This window comes from Nostoc sp. CHAB 5836 (genome assembly GCF_020829445.1).
Taxonomy (GTDB): Bacteria; Cyanobacteriota; Cyanobacteriia; order Cyanobacteriales; family Nostocaceae; genus Nostoc.
Genome location: NZ_JAIVFV010000048.1, coordinates 25486 through 43635, shown reverse-complemented (window position 1 = coordinate 43635; position 18150 = coordinate 25486). Strand labels below are relative to the sequence as shown.

The 18150-nt window shown below is 41.3% G+C and carries 20 protein-coding genes; 10 read left to right on the top strand and 10 right to left on the bottom strand.

Translation table 11 applies throughout. The features are described 5' to 3' along the window. Window positions 1-155 precede the first annotated feature (155 nt). The 3 genes from LC605_RS12275 to LC605_RS12265 are packed head-to-tail and all read right to left on the bottom strand — an operon-like array spanning window position 156 to window position 963. Window positions 156-572 carry a hypothetical protein gene (locus LC605_RS12275; protein ID WP_229547813.1) on the bottom strand — a complete coding sequence of 139 codons (417 nt, stop codon included), beginning with the start codon at window positions 570-572 and terminating at the stop codon, window positions 156-158. Next, window positions 547-783: a Uma2 family endonuclease gene (locus tag LC605_RS12270; RefSeq protein ID WP_229547812.1), complete on the bottom strand. Its 237-nt coding sequence runs from the start codon at window positions 781-783 to the stop codon at window positions 547-549. The genes LC605_RS12275 and LC605_RS12270 overlap by 26 nt, the downstream gene beginning before the upstream one ends. A gap of 24 nt (window positions 784-807) precedes the next feature. Then, the gene (locus LC605_RS12265; RefSeq protein WP_229547811.1) at window positions 808-963 is read right to left on the bottom strand and encodes a hypothetical protein; all 156 of its coding nucleotides are present in this window, start codon (window positions 961-963) and stop codon (window positions 808-810) included. A gap of 2 nt (window positions 964-965) precedes the next feature. On the opposite strand from LC605_RS12265, the gene LC605_RS32935 reads away from it, so the two are divergent. The 6 genes from LC605_RS32935 (at window position 966) to LC605_RS12235 (ending at window position 4132) form a co-directional block, all read left to right on the top strand. Further along, complete coding sequence (locus LC605_RS32935; protein WP_267868510.1) at window positions 966-1094, top strand: hypothetical protein; 129 nt, start codon at window positions 966-968, stop codon at window positions 1092-1094. 3 nt (window positions 1095-1097) lie between these two features. Next, window positions 1098-1364, top strand: coding sequence for a UPF0175 family protein (locus tag LC605_RS12260; RefSeq protein WP_229547810.1), 267 nt, complete (start codon window positions 1098-1100; stop codon window positions 1362-1364). Next, on the top strand, window positions 1361-1831 hold the full coding sequence (locus LC605_RS12255; protein ID WP_229547809.1) for a DUF3368 domain-containing protein: 471 nt from the start codon (window positions 1361-1363) through the stop codon (window positions 1829-1831). Before LC605_RS12260 ends, LC605_RS12255 begins: the two co-directional genes overlap by 4 nt. 329 nt (window positions 1832-2160) lie before the next feature. Further along, entirely contained in the window at window positions 2161-2799 is a 639-nt protein-coding gene (locus tag LC605_RS32930) for a calcium-binding protein (protein ID WP_306426859.1), read from the top strand. 650 nt (window positions 2800-3449) lie between these two features. Then, window positions 3450-3767, top strand: a complete 318-nt coding sequence (locus LC605_RS12240; protein WP_229547808.1) for a hypothetical protein — start codon at window positions 3450-3452, stop codon at window positions 3765-3767. Then, window positions 3764-4132 carry an aspartyl protease gene (locus tag LC605_RS12235; protein ID WP_229547807.1) on the top strand — a complete coding sequence of 123 codons (369 nt, stop codon included), beginning with the start codon at window positions 3764-3766 and terminating at the stop codon, window positions 4130-4132. The genes LC605_RS12240 and LC605_RS12235 overlap by 4 nt, the downstream gene beginning before the upstream one ends. A 144-nt stretch (window positions 4133-4276) precedes the next feature. On the opposite strand, the gene uvrB is transcribed toward LC605_RS12235, so the two are convergent. Next, on the bottom strand, window positions 4277-6274 hold the full coding sequence (uvrB, locus tag LC605_RS12230; protein ID WP_229547806.1) for an excinuclease ABC subunit UvrB: 1998 nt from the start codon (window positions 6272-6274) through the stop codon (window positions 4277-4279). Between the two features lie 254 nt (window positions 6275-6528). Between uvrB and LC605_RS12225 the strand changes: the two genes are divergently transcribed. Both LC605_RS12225 and LC605_RS12220 read left to right on the top strand, forming a co-directional pair. Further along, window positions 6529-6996, top strand: coding sequence for a hypothetical protein (locus tag LC605_RS12225; protein ID WP_229547805.1), 468 nt, complete (start codon window positions 6529-6531; stop codon window positions 6994-6996). A 380-nt stretch (window positions 6997-7376) separates the two neighbouring features. Continuing rightward, window positions 7377-7559, top strand: a complete 183-nt coding sequence (locus LC605_RS12220; protein ID WP_229547804.1) for a CsbD family protein — start codon at window positions 7377-7379, stop codon at window positions 7557-7559. A gap of 418 nt (window positions 7560-7977) precedes the next feature. Here LC605_RS12220 and LC605_RS12215 read toward each other — a convergent pair whose 3' ends face one another. Then, window positions 7978-8598: a hypothetical protein gene (locus LC605_RS12215; RefSeq protein ID WP_229547803.1), complete on the bottom strand. Its 621-nt coding sequence runs from the start codon at window positions 8596-8598 to the stop codon at window positions 7978-7980. A 441-nt stretch (window positions 8599-9039) separates the two neighbouring features. Here LC605_RS12215 and LC605_RS12210 point away from each other — a divergent pair, with 441 nt between their 5' ends. Both LC605_RS12210 and LC605_RS12205 read left to right on the top strand, forming a co-directional pair. After that, on the top strand, window positions 9040-9759 hold the full coding sequence (locus tag LC605_RS12210) for a rhomboid family intramembrane serine protease (protein ID WP_229547802.1): 720 nt from the start codon (window positions 9040-9042) through the stop codon (window positions 9757-9759). Window positions 9760-9881: 122 nt separating this feature from the next. Next, complete coding sequence (locus tag LC605_RS12205) at window positions 9882-10553, top strand: rhomboid family intramembrane serine protease (RefSeq protein WP_229547815.1); 672 nt, start codon at window positions 9882-9884, stop codon at window positions 10551-10553. Between the two features lie 373 nt (window positions 10554-10926). On the opposite strand, the gene LC605_RS12200 is transcribed toward LC605_RS12205, so the two are convergent. The 5 genes from LC605_RS12200 to LC605_RS12180 form a co-directional block, all read right to left on the bottom strand. Further along, the gene (locus LC605_RS12200; protein ID WP_229547801.1) at window positions 10927-13101 is read right to left on the bottom strand and encodes a polysaccharide biosynthesis tyrosine autokinase; all 2175 of its coding nucleotides are present in this window, start codon (window positions 13099-13101) and stop codon (window positions 10927-10929) included. Window positions 13102-13710: 609 nt separating this feature from the next. Then, entirely contained in the window at window positions 13711-15051 is a 1341-nt protein-coding gene (locus LC605_RS12195) for a polysaccharide biosynthesis/export family protein (RefSeq protein ID WP_229547800.1), read from the bottom strand. A 332-nt stretch (window positions 15052-15383) separates the two neighbouring features. Next, the gene (locus tag LC605_RS12190) at window positions 15384-16106 is read right to left on the bottom strand and encodes a cyanoexosortase B system-associated protein (RefSeq protein WP_229547799.1); all 723 of its coding nucleotides are present in this window, start codon (window positions 16104-16106) and stop codon (window positions 15384-15386) included. A gap of 693 nt (window positions 16107-16799) precedes the next feature. Beyond that, a complete protein-coding gene (locus tag LC605_RS12185) occupies window positions 16800-17120 on the bottom strand; it encodes a transposase (protein WP_229547798.1) in 321 nt (106 codons plus the stop codon). Continuing rightward, entirely contained in the window at window positions 17077-18039 is a 963-nt protein-coding gene (locus LC605_RS12180; RefSeq protein ID WP_229547797.1) for an IS1380 family transposase, read from the bottom strand. The genes LC605_RS12185 and LC605_RS12180 overlap by 44 nt, the downstream gene beginning before the upstream one ends. Window positions 18040-18150: the final 111 nt, after the last annotated feature.

Genomic DNA, 18150 nt, shown 5'->3' with positions numbered 1-18150 from the left:
AGAAAAGTAGCTGCGATATTTAAGTTTGACTTAAGTGGAGTAGGTAGAGGCATTTTAAGTATGCCTAAGAAAGTCTACTTGTGGACTCTTCAGAAATCCCCGCGTCTTCAGACCGAGGAAGCTTAAAGACAAGCTTAACGCCCAGATCCATCGATTTATTTCCATAGAAAAAGTTTAGGATCAGATGTCTCATATGCCCCCAAAATATCACTTGGTAAGAGTTTTCCTTTACCTAATATATCGACTGAAGAACCGTCCTGAATGATGATTTTGAATAGAGGCTGTCTGCTTAGAAGCATTGCTGCATCTAAATCGATCACCTGACCATCTTCCTTCAAAATAGCTAGAAATTCAGAGGATGATAAATACAGTTGCTCTTCATCATTTAGCTGCAAGGTTAACATAAAGCCTTGTTTCCCTGTTGCATCTAAATCTGAAATCTGCCACTGAGCATCTTTGTAGGTCTTTGTAAGGTAATCAGCAATTAAAGCAACCCTTTCCTCAAGGTTCTCTTCAGAAGTTTGGATCAACGTAATAGCCCACAAACTACTTTTCATTGCTTTCGGAAGCATTGGGATGGTGATCCTCATAATCTAATGGATTCAGCTTTATCACTGAAATATCTGGTTCTGGTTCCGAATAATCATCAAGTTGCACTGGTGACTGGATTCTTAACAAAACTTTGTCACCCAAACGTTGACGTAATAATCTTTCTGTGCGGGTAATTGCCGATTCGTGAGCAGTACTTCGACTCCGCTCAGTAGCCATACCTTTCGCTGACATTTTGATGATTTGTCCCGCGATTAATTATAAGCGTTCTTCAGGATGAAAAATTCCCGTTTCCGCCATTTGGTGATATTCTTTAACACTAATTAGGCGAATATTGGTAAGCATAAGATTCACGTTAACGTGCCAATATTTTATCTCGCAGATGTTTAATGCGATCGCCGAGAGCTTCGTCATTAATGGCTCAAATCAGCGGCGGCAAGCAATCTCCAACTCAGCACCAGCGATTTACAACCGTCTGGTGCAAAGGGGTTCTTGTGCGGCGATCGCTTACCATAGAGCTAATGATTAGATTATATGTAACTTGAAGTATGCAAATTACCGTTGAAATTCCCGATGAAATTGCCCAGCGACTAGACCAAACGCAAGGGAACCTCTCTCGTCGCTTCCTAGAACTAATTGTTGCCGATGCTTACGGTTGTGGCAAGATTAACACTGCTGAAGTACGTCAAATTCTCCAGCTACCAACCCGTCTTTCAGCTCATATCTTTCTGAAGCAGATGGGTATTTATCTAAACTATGACGAAACTGAATTAGAACAGGATCTTCAGACTCTTAAGGAATTCAGAGTACAATGATTGTTGTCTCTGATACCTCTCCAGTTTGTTACCTGCTGTTAATCAATCAGATTCTCGTATTACAGCGTCTATATGGATGTGTGATCATTCCTCAAGCCGTTGCAGATGAACTAAGAGCATCTGAATCACCCCCTCTTGTGAAAAACTGGATTGCTCAACCTCCTAATTGGCTTCAAATACAACCAATCGAACTTCCTCAAGACCTTGAACTAGAAAAGCTTGACCCTGGTGAACGAGAAGCAATTTTACTTGCAGAACAACTGGAAGCCGATTTAGTGATCTTGGATGACAAAGCAGCAAGGCAAATTGCTGTGGAACGTGGATTAAAAATAATTGGGCTTCTGGGCATTTTGAAAGACACTACCAGATATGGCTTGCTGGATTTAGACGCAACATTTGAACAGTTGCAAGATGTTGGCTTCTGGGTTGCACCAAGTTTGCTGAAACGTTTACTCAAAGATGATTAACTTGCGATGCCTGCGGCGGGGGTTCGCGTAGCGTCTCGAAGAGAAGCCATCGCACTGGATTGGTGGAAGTAGTTAAGATTGTAAGTAGAAAAAGACGTTGGGTTTTCTTGGGTCAATCTAATTTACAAGATCAGCATAAATTACGAATTATTTAGACTTTTCACAATAATTACCGAATTGCGATGTCTACGACGGGCGTAGCTGCGACTCTTGTCACTCACAATATCAACGAATTTTCTAGAGTTGGGGGACTTGCGATCGCCTACTAGTAATCTGATAAACTGACTTTTACCCTAAACATCAATTAGGAAAGTTAGGAAAAAACAAAAATGGCAACTATCTACGGTACCACAGATTCTGACACAAGAAATGGAACTTCGGAAAATGACATATTATATGGATGGGCTAGGGGTGGCAATACTGATAGCCCGTCTGGTAATGACACCCTGAATGGCAGCTTTGGTGACGATATCTTAAATGGTGGTACTGGTAATGACAGCCTGACGGGTAGTGCTGGCAATGATAGCCTGATTGGCAATGATGGCAACGACGTGCTGACTGGCGGCACCCGCAATGACACCTTAGAAGGTGGGGCGGGTGCTGACAACCTTTTCGGTGGCGCTGGCAATGATAGCCTGATTGGCAATGATGGCAATGACGTGTTACAAGGTAATGTCAGTGATGACGCCCTAGTTGGAGGCTTGGGCAGGGACATACTTACAGGTGGAGACGGTGCCGATAGATTTTACTTTAATTCCCCAGATGAAGGAATTGATACCATCACTGACTTCAGTATCTTCAGTGATGATCAGATTTGGATTTCCGCCGAAGGTTTCGGAATAGATATAGACGCTCTCGATGCGATTACGATCAACAGCAGAACAGGCGCACTGTTCGTTGAAGACACTCAGATTGCGATAGTTTCTGGTTTGAGCTTTATTTCCAGTAGTTTGATCACCATTTTCTAGAAACCGTGTGTGCGGTTATGACCTGTCACGAATCAGGCGATCGCTAATCAGTCGTTTGATTCCTTAGCTGAAACAGCAAGAAGCCCCACGTCTCACTTTTAGGAGCGTGGGATGAGTTGCGAGTGAGTTGACGACAGTTTCGCGACCCATGGGACAGCGCGGTCGGGAAACATGGAGGAAACGAACAAATCTAAGTTAAAATTAATAAATAGGGGCGGCAGGGCATTCCGTCTCTCTAATAAAGCTCATCGCCTCCTAAGCAATAGCCGGATTGGGTGAGAAGCCTACACTGTACTGTACTCAGTCAGTGTAGGAGTATGTCACATGAGCTAGAGTCCGTTTTATTTCAACGTTGCAAGCTACTATCTAACGAGCGTGATTTAATTCGTGGTCTAACTTATTACCACTGGTGGCCAGAAACAAACAACAATTTAACTGTGTGCATTTAACCGGATTTGATATGACTGGCGATCGCACCAAAGAAAATTAGGACATGACCTTATCGCTTCTTAGTGGCAAGTTGAGCGCAGTCCGAACACGCTCTTGAAATGCCGTTGTTATACCAATTTAATGTGAAGTTGCACATATCTTGATCCCCTTTGGCATTTTATAATGAAATATGGACAATAAATTTTCATGAGGTCAAAAATATGACACACTCTTCACCAGAAAGAATTGTCAGACGTGGGAGAGTGTTTCCGGAAATTCAATGGAACCAAGCACAAAAAGCTCAGGAAAAAGCCAGAAGACAGGCATTTTATGAGCGTTGTTGGGTGATTTTTGAGCGTTTAAAACCAGAAATACTAGATAAATACTATGGTTGGTATATTGCCATTGAACCTAATAGTGGTGATTATTTTATTGATCGGGATCAAGAGGTAGCAAGTAAAATGGCCCGAGAAAAATATCCTAATGTGATTCATCATATTTTTGGCATTAATGAAACCGGAGTTAGTGGCAGAATATGATTGAGGGGAGATTTGGAGATAAAGCTCAAGTTTACTTTGAAATTGATTTAATTGGAGGGGATGACTTCAGTTTGACTGTAGAAACAATGTTAGATACAGGATTTACTGAATTTTTAGCTATGAACAAACAAGATGTACAAAGTCTTGATTGGTCTTTTTTCCGTCAAAATAAATTAAGAACTGCTCAAGGAGAAACTGAATTTGATGTTTATATTGGTAGGGTAATAATAGATGCTCAAGAGTGGGAAATTCCTGTATTTGCTGGAGATGAAATCCAGGAAATTTTACTAGGTTCTCTATGGCTGAAATTATTTATATTAGTCGCTAATTATAGTCAAAATATAGTAAGTTTAGAGTTAATTTAATCAAGAGTTTCTACATAGACACTTGCTATGACTCTTGGAGGTGCGGAAGGTGGGGTAAAACAGTAGGAGTAGTTCTCACTAACCATCATCCCCTATGCAAGTCAAAGATATGACCATCGAAGAACTCAGAGCATAAGAATCACGTTAACGTCCCAGCATTTTATCCCGCAGATGTTTAATGCGATCGCGCAATTTCCCCGCCTCTTCAAATTCCAATTTCTTCGCCGCCTCTTTCATCTGTGCTTCTAACAGAGTAATCAATTGGGGAATCTGTTCTAATGGCAGTTCATCTAAATGTTCATCTACAACTTTCAAATCAGTTGCATTTAACCGCCGAGATACATCTAAAAAAGCCAAAATCGCATTACTTGATTTTTTCACAATTGGTTGCGGTGTAATGCCATGCAGTCGATTATGCGCTGTTTGAATCCCGCGCCGTCTGTCTGTTTCATCAATGGCTTTAATCATACTACCTGTCAGATTATCGGCATACAAAATCGCTTGTCCCTGAACGTGACGCGCGGCCCTACCAATAGTTTGAATTAAGGAACGCTCGGTTCGCAGAAAACCTTCCTTATCTGCATCCATAATTGCCACTAAAGAATCTTCAGGTAAATCTAAACCTTCCCGCAGCAAGTTTACACCAACTAATACATCAAATTTCCCCTCGCGCAAGTTCTGCAAAATCTCAATGCGCTCAATAGAAGTAATTTCGGAATGTAAATACCGTACCCTGATACTGCGGTCTTGCAAATATTCAGTTAAATCTTCTGCCATCCGCTTGGTTAGTGTGGTAATTAACACGCGTTCATGGCGATCGGCTCTATCTTTAATTTCTCCCAATAAATCATCAATTTGTCCTTCTGTGGGACGCACAGAAATTTCTGGATCAACCACCCCAGTTGGTCTAATCACTTGCTCAACTACATGATCTTCAGAAATTTCTAATTCCCAATTTCCCGGAGTTGCGGAAACAAAAATACACTGATTTACTTTTTGCCAAAATTCCTCGGCTTTCAAAGGACGGTTATCAGCAGCGCTAGGAAGCCGAAATCCATGTTCAATTAAAACTTTTTTTCTCGCTTGGTCACCGTTATACATCCCGCGAATTTGGGGTACTGTAACGTGAGATTCATCGATAATTAATAGCCAATCTTTAGGAAAATAATCAATTAAACATTCTGGTGGATCTCCGGCTTGTCTCCCTGCTAAGTGACGGGAATAATTCTCAACGCCGTTACAGTAACCTACTTCACCTAGCATTTCTAGGTCATAGCGTGTACGCTGATCTATACGTTGCGCTTCTAATAATTTCCCAGCTTGTTCTAAGTCTAGTTTTTGCTGTTTTAATTCGGCGGCGATGTCATGACAAGCTACTTCTAACCGTTCTTCTGGGGTGACAAAGTGACGTGCAGGGTAGACATTTACAGCTTCTAAACTTTTGAGAATTTCCCCTGTCACCGGATCGATATAACGAATCGCGTCAATTTCATCACCAAAGAATTCGACGCGAATAATTCGGTCTTCATAAGCTGGGCCTATTTCTAAGACATCACCTCGGACGCGAAATTTTCCTCGGCCCATTTCTATGTCATTGCGGCTATATTGAACATTTGCCAAATCCCGTAAAATTTGGCGTTGATTTACTTCCATACCTATCTGTAGAGGGATGGCAGCTTTCAGATATTCTGCTGGCATTCCTAAACCGTAGATGCAACTGATGGAAGCAACAACAATAACATCACGGCGTTCAAAAAGCGATCGCGTCGCTGAATGCCGCAACATATCTATTTCATCATTAATTGCTGCCGTTTTTTCAATATAGGTATCGGTAACAGGAATATACGCCTCTGGCTGATAATAATCGTAGTAGCTGACAAAATACTCAACTGCATTGTTGGGAAAGAAATCTCGCAACTCGTTACAAAGCTGTGCAGCCAAGGTTTTGTTATGCGCCAGAACTAAAGTCGGCTTGCCAATTTTCTCAATCACTGCTGCTACCGAAAATGTCTTACCAGTTCCAGTGGCTCCTAGTAAAGTTTGGTAACGATTGCCTGATTGGATACTAGCAGTCAATTGTGCGATCGCTTGTGGTTGATCGCCTGTGGGACTAAAGGGAGCTTGAAGACAAAATTCTGTCATACAGTTTTGCTTAGAAATACCCTATCTCATGGTGACGATTCCGCCCTGTATCCATTCTAGCTGGCTTATTAGGCTAAATTATTAGTAATAATTGTTCACAAAAATTAATAATTTTAATTTACTTATGTATCAGTTTTAAAGATTCTTATATCTATATGAGGTTTTTTAAGGTTAAACTCTAAAGTATATGGAAAAAAATTTCATCTTTCCTTAATTATTGTAAAATTCAATTAACAAACCAGAGGTCTTCGTTTATGACTATTAGCAGCGCTGGCAAAGCAATCAGTTCTCGGCAAAAGTATACTAAGTCTCCAGGGGAAACAACAGAGCAAGTTGAAAATCAACAAGACCAGAGCTTGAATGCTGATAAAGTCGAGGAAGTTACTGAACAGCCAGTGTCGGGTTCTTCTGGGCCACTAGCTATTGCTGGAGTTCGCCCTATAGGCCCTAGCGACTTAGAGGTTGCTGAAAAACTTTCAATTGCTGGGGTGCGTCCCGTTAGCACCAGTACGTTAGAAGTAGTTGAAACCTATAACTCAATGGGTATTCGTCCTATTGGAGCTAATACATTCCAAGTTGTTGAAAGTATAAATCTCTCTGGGATTCGTCCAATTGCCTCAAGTGCATTGATAATTTCTGAAAGCTATTCAACATTCGGTAATCGTCCAATAGCATCAAATGAGATTGACAATTCTGAAAGCCTGATGGGTTTTCTAGATTAGACAAATAAAATATCCCCATAACTTTATTAACCCAGTTCCGTAGAGGAACTGGTTTTTTTTAGCCATAAAGTTAAAAGTAGAGATGACAATATTTGGACTCCTTCTATGTCTTTTAGCATAGATAACTCAACTATTTTTAGTTAAACTTACACGAAAATAACAGCCAGGATGCTTACTAAGACTAACTTTCTGAATTACGAATTACGAATTACGTTAGCGTAGCGGTAGCGACGCAGGAGCGTCATTACGAATTATTGAATATGTCTTGTGGTGGAAGGCTTTAGCAAAAACTTTAAGCTACTGTGTAAATGTAATAAAAAAGTCTTTCAAAGTTTTAGATTAGCTTTGAAATTAACTTTTGATCAAATCAGGAGTCCAAAATGAGCTTAGAAGAACGCGCTAAAGCAACTGCTAAAAATGTTGAAGGTAAAGTCCAAGAAGCAGCAGCAGAAGTTACTGGAGATCCGAAAGATAAAGCTGAAGGCAAAGCAAAGCAAGCTGAGAGCGAAGTCCGTCACGGTATTGAAGACGTAAAAGATAATGTCAAGAAAAAGATTGACTAATAATTCAAATCTTTTGCAGAAACTCTAGGGATATAAACGGGGTGGATTCCATTTTTGCAAAACAGTATGAAATATTCAAGATTCAATACTGTACCCCTTTTTTGTTCTCTTAGCGAGCATGGAAAGTCAAAGGGCTAGCTTTATTGCTTGAAATCTTGTAGGGACGTAATTTATTACGTCCCTAAATTTATGGAAAAAACTTATTACAAATTAGAGGTAAGTAGAGCGACGCAAATAAAGCTAACTGGCTAAGGCTGTCATTTGTCATTTGTACTGCCCTTCGACTACGCTCAGGAACCGCGAAGTCGAAGTATTTGTCCTTCGTCATTTATAAGGGTTTCAACTGTATTTACGTTTCGTAATATAGTTTGGTTTATTCTTGCCGACTTACTTAGTCTCACCAAGCTAGAACAGTAAACTATATCCACCCTCGTAATTTTTTATGTACCTGCGCTAGATACCACATATAATCATCGATTTTGTAATTATCAGCAGCTTTAACTATAGATTCCTGAGCTAAATCAAGATTATTTTCAGCTTCGTAATATAATCCCAAGTAAAGATGACTGTAAAATTCGCCACTCTCTCCTTCTGATTGACCAATACTTAAAACATCATCTGGTGTACAGTCTCCTGCATACAAATCATATACACACTGCATAACACGTCGAGGGTCATTTTTCACAGGGAGCAAAGAATTACGCGCCTCTTTAACACCTAAAGAAGGAGCTATGCAGAGATATCGCCATACTGTTTCTTCTACATCTTGAGCATTCACTGTCAAATCTATTTGAAATTGTTGAGCGCCTTCAGCAAATCTTTCTGCATAATAGTACGATAATCCACGTTGCCAGAGGTAAGGTTTAATACGGGCATCCAATTCCTCTGCCATGTCAAAATCTTGAATAGATTCATCGATTTTGGCTAGCTGAAAGTTAACCATACCTCGACGAATGTAAGCAGTGGAATTTTTCGGCTGATTGCGGATGGTTTCGTTCCAGCGCTGGAGTTGATTTTCCAGAGAATTTGAAAAAAACATGAGTTTGTCAGTGGGTTTGGTCAGCTATTGAATTGGAATCAGATGCGGTGAATGGTTTAGGGATTGCGATGATCTACATTACGACAAAAGGCGATCCAATACTGCGTAGGTTTTTAATATTTGTAGGTTGGGTTGAGCGCAATGCGAAACCCAACAAACCTCGCTCTTCGGTTGGGTTTCGTTCCTCAAACGCCACGTGCTACCCTGCGGGAACGCTAAAAGCGAACAAGTCTCTTAACCGCAAGGGCGCAGTGGCTCCCCAACCTAGACATTTTTTATTTTTTTGCCAAAACCTACGCAGTATTGAGTCCTATCCCATATTTCTTACTTAATGCGTAAGTCTTATAAGTGCCAAAGTGAGATCCATCCATGAGGTAGAAGAAACTACTTCGAGTATTCAGTATTGTAGAGTTTGTGTCTTAAAATCAGGAAAAAACGCTCGTGGTTCCCATTAGAGATAATAATCCGACAAAAATCACGCCTTATGTGACTTATGGACTGATTGCTGCTAACGTCCTCGCTTTTCTTTATGAAGCAACTCTTCCCCCACAAGCATTAAATGGGTTTTTACACCTTGCGGCTGTAGTTCCACGAGAACTCACCTTAAGCTTTGCTGGTATCTCTGTACATCAACCAGTACCAGAATGGGCAACTTTAATTACCTCACAATTTTTACACGGTGGTTTCTTGCATTTAGCCGGTAATATGTTGTTTCTCTGGATTTTTGGTAACAATGTTGAAGATAAGTTGGGCCATGCCAAATATTTGCTGTTTTATTTATCTTGCGGTGTTTTGGCATCCTTAACCCAGTGGTTCTTCGCTCAAGATTCTAGCATTCCTTCTTTGGGCGCAAGTGGTGCGATCGCAGGTATTCTCGGTGCATACATTCTTCGCTTTCCCAACGCTGAAGTTCTCGGTATAGTGCCTTTAGGGTTTTTCTTCCCGACTTTCCGCGTCCCGGCATATTTCTTTTTGGGATTCTGGTTTCTCGAACAAGCTTTCTATGGACTTGCTAGTCTGGAAACACGTACCAACATCGGTATGGAAAGCGGCGGTATTGCCTACTGGGCCCATGCAGGTGGGTTTATCTTTGGGGCAATTCTCGGCCCACTGTTGGGTTTATTCAGCGATAAATCCCAGGAAGAATCTTGGTATAAGTAATTCTTCATGCTACTGCACCATCAATTATACTGATTGATTTCACCAGTCAAATTCCTTAACCTTCGCAACCGCTAGCCTGACAAGCTATATTGCAATTAGCCAATAATTTAGGAAAAACACCTGTGTTTCCCCTCTACGACGAAAATCCGACGCGAACCACCCCGTATTTCACCTACGGGTTAATTGGCATGAATATTTTAGTTTTTATTCACGAGGTGAGCCTGTCAAATGCACAATTGAGTCAGTTTTTAAGTCAGTATGCGGTAGTGCCTCAAGAGTTAACCACCAACGTGAATGGAGAGTGGATAACGTTATTTACGTCGCAATTCTTACACGGCGGTTGGTGGCACTTAATCTCGAATATGGTGTTTCTCTGGATTTTCGGCAACAATATTGAAGATCGATTGGGTCATGCCAAATATCTGATTTTTTATTTAGCGTGTGGTGCTTTAGCAGCCTTGTGCCAATGGTTTATTGGCATGAATTCTGAGATTCCTTCTTTAGGGGCAAGTGGTGCAATTTCTGGAGTTCTGGGTGCATACATTATCCGCTTTCCCCACTCTAAAGTCATGACCTTAATATTTTTGGGGATTTTTATCACCACAATCAGAATTCCAGCACTAGTAATAATTGGACTTTTCATTGTGCAAAATGTGATATCGGGTCTTGCTACTCTGCAAACAGCCGCTAAGATGACTGTAGAAACTGGTGGAGTTGCCTATTGGGCGCATATCGGTGGTTTTGTTTTTGGAGTAATTCTCGCTCCCCTATTTGGCTTGTTTAGGCGCGACTAAGTACACCATTTGCTAAGTACAATATTTCATAAATTCGTAGCGAATTCTCTTTGCGTTCCTACCCTACGGGAAGGCGAACGCGAGTGCGTCTCCAAGAGTTGCGCCTATGCGCTTCCCTTTGCGCCCCTACCCTACGGGAAGGCGAACGCGAGTGCGTCTCCAAGAGTTGCGCCTATGCGTTAAAATATCCACCGTCAATTTGCTCCAGCAATTCCAGTTTGGCAATTCACTAATTTGGAAACTAAGTAAGTTTGTGCGAAAACACTCAAGTATGTTACTAAACGTAAATAGGCTTAAAACCCTTACTAATGACCAATGACAAAGGACAAATGACAGCTTTAGCCAGTTAGCTTTAATTGCGCCGATCTACTTATTAGTTATTGTTAGCAGCCGTTGAAACTTCTTCAGATTCTTCTACCTCAGATGTAAATCCTGATGATTGTGCAACTTCTTCAGGTGCATAAACGGTGATATCAGCACCATTGATAATTGCTCCTAATAACCCCAGTTCAGATTCAACCAATTGATCAATAGTTTCACCTAGCATATTCTCTTGTGTATAGTGTGGTCGCGTCACTAGTACGATGCCATCGCTGTAGGGTTGGATTAACAAAGGGTCATTGGATATGCTCAGAGGACTAGTATCTAAAATGACTAAATCAAAACGTTGGCGGACATCTTCCATAAGCCGCCGTATTTCGCTGGATTCCAGAATAGCAGCAGATTGCCGCACAGGGCCAGGGCTGGGAAGAATGTATAAATTTTCCACATCAGGGACTAAACGGATACATTCACTCAAGTTAGCGTAATAACGCAGGGGTTCAATAGTCGCATCGGAGTCAGGAATTACTTTCAGGGATGCACAACGGGAAGGCGATCGCAAATCTGTTTCGATAATCAAGGTTCTTTTACCAGCACGTGCAGAAGCGATACCCAAGTTATAAGCACTTGCCGTTTTGCCCTCTAGGCTGCTGGTGCTAGTAATCAACACCACCTTTAAGTTTTTACCACCAATCCGACGCAGATTACTACGGAATTTCTCATAAAATTCTAAATAAGGAGAATCGGCGGAAAGTACCACAGGTACGCCTTCTTGCTCCAAATCAGCAACTGGCATTAAAGGCAATTCTCCCAACAAAGCCACTTCCCGTTGCTTAAGACTCTGGCGAATATCCTCCCTGGTTTTGAAAGTTCCTTCCAGCGCTCCCAACAAGAATATCACCCCGCCACCAATCACCAAACCTAATAAACTACCCACAGCAAGGGTAATAGGCACACTCTTGGGAGGTTTGGCATCGACAGTGACCGTGGGTCGTCTGGCAATGCTGAGGCTGCTGGTAGTTTCTGCCTCTGCGGTTTTAGCATCGGTTAGCTTCGCCTGCATTTGGTCATAGATGGCTTTTTTAAGTCCAACCTCCTGTTCTAAACGCGATCGCTCTAATTGCTTATTGGGTATCAGAGAATACTCTCGCCGTAGTCGCGCTTCTTGTTGGATCTCTTGGGTTAGTTGTTGTTCCAGTGTCTCCCGTTGGGTTTGCAAAGACACCATTTGGTTTGCCAATTGCTGGCGTGCTGGATCTAAGCTACTTTGGGTGCGAATACCAGCAACGCTACCCTGAAGCGGAGCCGCCGTCCCATCACCACCTAACACCTCCGCAGCACGCTGTTGTAGCAATTCCTCAGCAGCTTGTTTCTGGCGCAGCAACTGAACCATCGTTGGATGTTCCGGTCGCAAATCTTTTCTGAGTACGGCGATTTGCGACTCACTTTGATAAATTTGCGCTCGCAAGTTACCAATAATTGGATCAGCACTCAAAGCGGAAGAAATATAAGCCTGTCCGACTGTTAAGCCTAACTTATTTTGTAAACTGCGAACTTGGCCCTCAACCCCAGAAATAGTTAATTGAATTTGCCGTTGTAGATTTTGGCTGCTAGTAATGGCGCTTAACAAACTGCCATTCTCTGCTGCCAATATTGCCGTTCGCTCAATGCGATCGTACTGTTCCAGCTTCTTTTCAGCAACTTGTAGTTCGCGTTTAGCTTGTGGTGTGCGATCGTTAATTTTTTGAATAATTGCTTGTAATCGCCCAGTATTGATATCACTGCTCAACTTGATCATTGCTTGCATCAATTCCGTCAAGACCTCTGTAGCTCGTTTCGGATCACTATCTACATATTTCAATTCCAAAATAGTGGATTCCAATTCTCCAGTCCTGGGGTTTTTTTTAGGTAAAGAAAGGACGACATTAGCACCGAGATTTTTCGGTTTGACATCGACTTTCTCTGCCACTGTGGTAATTATCTGGTTTGATAATAAAACTTCCTCATTTAGTTCCTTTCCTTGCTGTTGGATTTCAGTACCAGTGGTAGAGAAAGAAACTGGTGGGCCACTATAGGTAAGTGCGCCAGATCCTATATAGCTAGCAGGTGGATCTGGTTGCATAGCCACCACAGTTGATCCGGCGACAACTAAAGCAAAACTAGCTAGTCCAATCCACTTGTACTTATCGAAAGCAATCAGATAGCGCTTAACAATTGGTGGGGTCATGGTCGCTTCGCTCCAATTCAAAATTCCAAATGACACTCGCAGACTCGTTGGCGTAGCCTAAGAAGAGAAGAGGCTGCGCTAACAAAATTCAAAATTAGGAAGCACCAAACTAAAGATAGTGGCTTTGATATAAGGACGCTATCAACTTCCTACTCAATACTGTTCGGTTAAGAATATTCGTAGGTTGGGTTGAGGAACGAAACCCAACATTTTCTTTCTACACATTTTTATTTTTAGTCTTAACCGAACCGTATTGACTTCCTACTGTATATAGTAATCCTACTTGAATCTTGCTAATTCTACTGAAAACTAAACTTTTATAGAGCAGAATTTTAGCCGACTTAGGTTTTCAACAATCAAATAAAAGTTTTATATATTGGTTGATATCTTTAATATTTTTCGATTCATGAATTTAAATGTAATACCATTTATTTGTGAGGTTGCCCCAAACTCTTTTAACTTCTTTCTTTGTGTCCTTTGCGTCCTCTGCGGTTCGTTTTTCTTTTTTGTACTTATGATTCATACAGAATTGGTACAAGTAGCAGATGTGGCTTCCTCCACTCCCAACTCTTTCCAGCCTCTATCGTTCTTTTAAAGTTCCTAATTTGATCAATTGCCACCGAAGTTGTCAAAAAACCGGAGAAAGGATTGAACATTGAAAAAAGGTTGGGTAATAGTAGTGAGGAAATTAGTAATTCTACCAATGAGGTTTCGACCAACAACAATAACATCATTATCTTGAAGTGCCACATTTTGAGAAGCATCACCGCCTAAAGCTTTTTTAGCATCAAGTTTTTGAGTAACAGCTTTACCTCGTTCAGGATCAAAGCGAACCAGAGCGATATCCCGGAGGTTAGCAGTATCGAGATTTACTCCTCCCAAAGCATCTACAAATGTACTGCCATTAGGCAGTGCTTGAATGGAAAGACCTCCCGCAGCGTAATTTAAAACCCGGACTCTAATCTGTGGTGTAGCCAAAGATGAACGTGCTACCAAATTACGGTCATAACCGTCATCATTACCAACTTCACGACGGGGTATGAGTATCGCATCTCCATCTTGTAAGCGTAAATTAGGGATTGAACCGCCATTTTGCAGTGCGGCATATAAGTCAATGGTTTGTGAAATCACAGAACCATCGATTAACTTCCGGCGTACTTGCACTTGTCGCAGGTCTGCATTCAATGTGGAACCACCAGATATTAACAAGGCATCAGCAACGCGGGGTGTTGTTGAATTAATCGGATAAATTCCTGGTCTAAATATTTCCCCGCTAATGGTAACTTGAACTGGTCGCGTGCCTACCAAGGATACGACTACCATTGGATCTGGGAAAATGCGACTTAAACCCAAGCGAATTTTTTCTTGAGCTTCTTCCAAAGTTAAACCTTGTAATGACACCGTTCCCACTTGCGGCACTACGATGTTGCCTTCTGGACTAATTACAGCTTGAAAACTGAAGTCTTGACCCTGTGTTGCTAAGGCTAAAACTATTACTGGATCAACCACATAACGATTTAAACCCAAGCGAATTTTTTCTTGAGCTTCTGCCAAAGTTAAACCTTGTAATGACACTGTTCCCAGTAACGGCACTACAATGTTACCTTCTGGATTGATTAAAGCTTGAAAGCTCAAATCTGGAAAGCGCTGAACCGAAACACTAATTCCATCTCCTATTCCTAAGCGGTATGGGCCAGGAGGACGCTGAAGCACAACACCAATTGCATCTCCTGGGCCCAAGAGGTAGCGGGTGAGTTGGGGGGAAATTTCGTCATTTGCACCTGGAGGTACAGCCTCAGTACCTGGTACAGGCGAGGGGGGTTGTCCTTGAAATGGAAAAGGCTGGGCAAGAACAAGTTGAATAGGTGTTGTTAAGAAAACTCCTACTTGAAGACTGACAAAACACAGGGCGCTGAATCCACGCATATAAGAACTGGGATCTATGGACATCGGTGTAGAAAATACTGATTAGGAATTAGTCGCGCCGAGTGGTTATTTTACTATAAAAATGTCCTAGACGTCTCTTTTCTCTGCAAGTATTTACCAAGAATAAAGAGAAGAATTTTGCTAAATTTAATTAGACATCTGGTGAAATTAAATATGCGTTACCCCGAACCCTTGTAGAGACGTAGCACTGCTACGTCTCTACATTCTTTTTCGGAGACGTCTATTTCTAACTTCACAAGAAATATTGTTAACATCTTTTAGCTGAGTTTTAGCTTGACCGCAATTTCTAGAAATACTGTTGATGAATCTCTGCACAAAGGCATTCATAACAGACTTTACAAAGGGCCTGCCATCAATCGAGCTTGCACTGTTTCGCCGATAGACTGGGCTAACAACCAAGATGTTTCAACCTGTCCCAAAGGTTCCATTGGAATTAGAATGCTCACACCCACCCAAGGAGTGCGTTGCTTGCGCCACTGTGCTAATTGATCTGCTAAGAACCAGTGTAAAGGAGATGGATTTCCGCCGTCTGGCATCGCGTACCATTGCAAGACAGCAAAGGTTTGCTGTGGTGTGGAGGCGCGAAAGAACCTAGCTTCTACTTTAGTTTCCACATTAGAAGTCAACTTTCCAGGCGATTTTACAGTAAATTCCGCAGAGCGATATTGAGCTATATCCCACTTTCCCCAGCGTGATCTTCCCCAGCCGTTAACGTCTGTCCACTCTACCTCTGGTTGATCCATAGGCCCATTTTGGGGTAGCAAAAGCAGGATCGCCTGGGATTGGGAACCTTCTTTTTTCATTACCTGCAAAGACCATTTATGTTCGCCAATTTGCTGTTCTGCTTGTTCAATGATTTGCCAACCAGGAAGGGCTAACCCAGTCTTGCGGATTTGTCTTAATTCATTGAGGGTAGTAACAGGTGGCGGCTGTTTCCATTGCCAGCGTCCTGTCAGGTATCCGGGAACCCCTGCCATTACCAGCAGCAGTAGCAATAACAAAAGTGCTGCTAGCTGACTCAATTGGTTTTCCTTGAAAAATTTGGAGAAGGAAGTCATCAGTAAAATTTGCAATACTTAGTCAAAATTTTACTTTATAAAAGAACACCGTGAGTTCAGTAATCTTTAGGACTTACGGATCGGCGACGAAAAATTGCCTTCCATTAAACCTCTGTCTTCCTTTACGTCCCTTTGCGTTTAAAAACATTACTTTTATGAACTACCCACAGTTGGCTCCGCCGTTCTCAAGGGTTTCTACATCCCTCAGTTCGTTTTTCGCGGAGACTTCTACAGATTTTTGACGCTTCATTGCCCCTAGTTGCTTCATGCTTCCTGCTGTTTTGCGGGTGCGTGAAGTAGAGCCAGACGACTCTGCGTCTGCGAGGCTAGTTCCTAACCCCGGTAGAGTAACGCCACTTGCTCCACTTGGGGAAAGCCCAAGACCGCAGTGGCTCCCTTTTGACCAGTAAACCCGGATTTCTCACAAGTGACAAAAAAACACTTGGATGAGTCAGATTTAGAGTAACTTAATTGATACATTGTCAAATTTCCCGTAGAACACAAGGCTAACCCAGTAAAAACCGAATACAAACAAGATATATAAAACACATAAAAAATGTAAAATGCTGAAGAAGAAACAAAATAGTAAGAAAAATTGACATACCCACTTGTTGGGCTAAATCAAGTAAAATAACCCAGCAAGACAGTTATTTAAAATCAAATTAGCTATTACTTATAAATCTAATCATTTAATTATCCAGGGCAGGGTAGTCGAGATAAACGCTCATAAATCATTGCAAAAACTTCCTTGTCAGGGCAAGTACTGCTAATTGCAATCAAAACTCGTCGTTTATAAATTGTAATCACAGCCCCTAGCTTTAATAATTTTGTGCGTATAGTTCCAATCGTTGCATTTTTGTATTCTGTATTGACCAAACATTTCTCTCGCAGGTCGTTCATTAAAATGTAGGCAATAGCTGTAAACCATAAACGTAATTGATTTCCTGCAAACGTGTGGGTACTTGTTCTATCACTTTGTAAATCTAACTTTTGTTCTTTGAGGGAATTTTCCATGTTGCCTCGCGGACAGTATTTTTCGGGAATATTCTTGGGATGCACGATACTTAATTGATTGCGATAACTGGAGTAAACGAGGATTTTCCGGAAGTCCAAACACATGATCAATATCAGTTTCTTGTTCACACCAAGCCATTATCTCTTCTCTGGAATAAGCGCTATCCCCACGAATAATAATTTTCACTTTTTTCCATCGAGAGCGGATGATTTTTATGATTCTTTGTAATTCTTCTAACCCCCATGCTGCTGGGTCTAAGTTTGATGCACGCAATTTTGCGGCAAGTAAATGTTGTCCACAGAAAATATAAAGTGGCGCATAACAATATCCTTTGTAATAAGGATTAAAGAATGTCTCTTCTTGATGACCATGTACTAAATCATCCGTAACATCTAAATCTATTATTATCTGTCGTGGTGGTTTTTGATAAGATTCTAAAAATAGCTCAACTAAAAGTGTTTCTATCGCCAAAGCATCATATTCGATCCGGTGATACCGACTGTTTTCTCTTGAATCTACGTCGTCTGGACAATGTTCAAGACGATTTAATGTGCTTTTCCCAGCCAAAGTGGTTAATTCTTGTTCTGAGTTAATAACGTTTCCCACTGCCAGTGCAAATATTGGGTCGTGACGTAGAGTTTCATGGTCATTTATATCCTCATAACCCATGATTAAGCCATATATTCTTTGTGCTATTAAGTTATGAACTGGATATACAACTTTATTTGAGTTTCGGTAATCTTTGAAACATTCTGCAAATCGTGATGTTATTTTTCTTTTTCTATCTAGTTCAGCAATTAATGTTAATCCTGCATCCGATGTTACAGGCTCACCCTTGAAATTAACTACAACTGGACATGACTTGTCTTGTCCAAATACGAACTGTTCCGGTATAGAATGATTTTGATCTGGGGTCATGCTTTAAACTGCTGGGATTCTTGTGTAATATACATTTTGGCAGTTTTTGACCCCTCTTTTTTTGATCTTGGTGAGAAATCCGGGCAAAGAGAATTCGCTACGAATTAATGA

What these genes read in the sequence shown, in the direction of transcription:
- LC605_RS32935 (WP_267868510.1), top strand. Translation starts at nt 966, where the DNA reads ATGGCTCAAATCAGCGGCGGCAAGCAATCTCCAACTCAGCACCAGCGA.
- LC605_RS12265 (WP_229547811.1), bottom strand. Translation starts at nt 963, where the DNA reads ATGACGAAGCTCTCGGCGATCGCATTAAACATCTGCGAGATAAAATAT.
- LC605_RS12225 (WP_229547805.1), top strand. Translation starts at nt 6,529, where the DNA reads ATGACTATTAGCAGCGCTGGCAAAGCAATCAGTTCTCGGCAAAAGTAT.
- LC605_RS12200 (WP_229547801.1), bottom strand. Translation starts at nt 13,101, where the DNA reads ATGACCCCACCAATTGTTAAGCGCTATCTGATTGCTTTCGATAAGTAC.
- uvrB (WP_229547806.1), bottom strand. Translation starts at nt 6,274, where the DNA reads ATGACAGAATTTTGTCTTCAAGCTCCCTTTAGTCCCACAGGCGATCAA.
- LC605_RS12240 (WP_229547808.1), top strand. Translation starts at nt 3,450, where the DNA reads ATGACACACTCTTCACCAGAAAGAATTGTCAGACGTGGGAGAGTGTTT.
- LC605_RS12270 (WP_229547812.1), bottom strand. Translation starts at nt 783, where the DNA reads ATGTCAGCGAAAGGTATGGCTACTGAGCGGAGTCGAAGTACTGCTCAC.
- LC605_RS12215 (WP_229547803.1), bottom strand. Translation starts at nt 8,598, where the DNA reads ATGTTTTTTTCAAATTCTCTGGAAAATCAACTCCAGCGCTGGAACGAA.
- LC605_RS12255 (WP_229547809.1), top strand. Translation starts at nt 1,361, where the DNA reads ATGATTGTTGTCTCTGATACCTCTCCAGTTTGTTACCTGCTGTTAATC.
- LC605_RS12185 (WP_229547798.1), bottom strand. Translation starts at nt 17,120, where the DNA reads ATGGAAAATTCCCTCAAAGAACAAAAGTTAGATTTACAAAGTGATAGA.
- LC605_RS12235 (WP_229547807.1), top strand. Translation starts at nt 3,764, where the DNA reads ATGATTGAGGGGAGATTTGGAGATAAAGCTCAAGTTTACTTTGAAATT.
- LC605_RS12180 (WP_229547797.1), bottom strand. Translation starts at nt 18,039, where the DNA reads ATGACCCCAGATCAAAATCATTCTATACCGGAACAGTTCGTATTTGGA.
- LC605_RS12220 (WP_229547804.1), top strand. Translation starts at nt 7,377, where the DNA reads ATGAGCTTAGAAGAACGCGCTAAAGCAACTGCTAAAAATGTTGAAGGT.
- LC605_RS12260 (WP_229547810.1), top strand. Translation starts at nt 1,098, where the DNA reads ATGCAAATTACCGTTGAAATTCCCGATGAAATTGCCCAGCGACTAGAC.
- LC605_RS32930 (WP_306426859.1), top strand. Translation starts at nt 2,161, where the DNA reads ATGGCAACTATCTACGGTACCACAGATTCTGACACAAGAAATGGAACT.
- LC605_RS12195 (WP_229547800.1), bottom strand. Translation starts at nt 15,051, where the DNA reads ATGTCCATAGATCCCAGTTCTTATATGCGTGGATTCAGCGCCCTGTGT.
- LC605_RS12190 (WP_229547799.1), bottom strand. Translation starts at nt 16,106, where the DNA reads ATGACTTCCTTCTCCAAATTTTTCAAGGAAAACCAATTGAGTCAGCTA.
- LC605_RS12275 (WP_229547813.1), bottom strand. Translation starts at nt 572, where the DNA reads ATGCTTCCGAAAGCAATGAAAAGTAGTTTGTGGGCTATTACGTTGATC.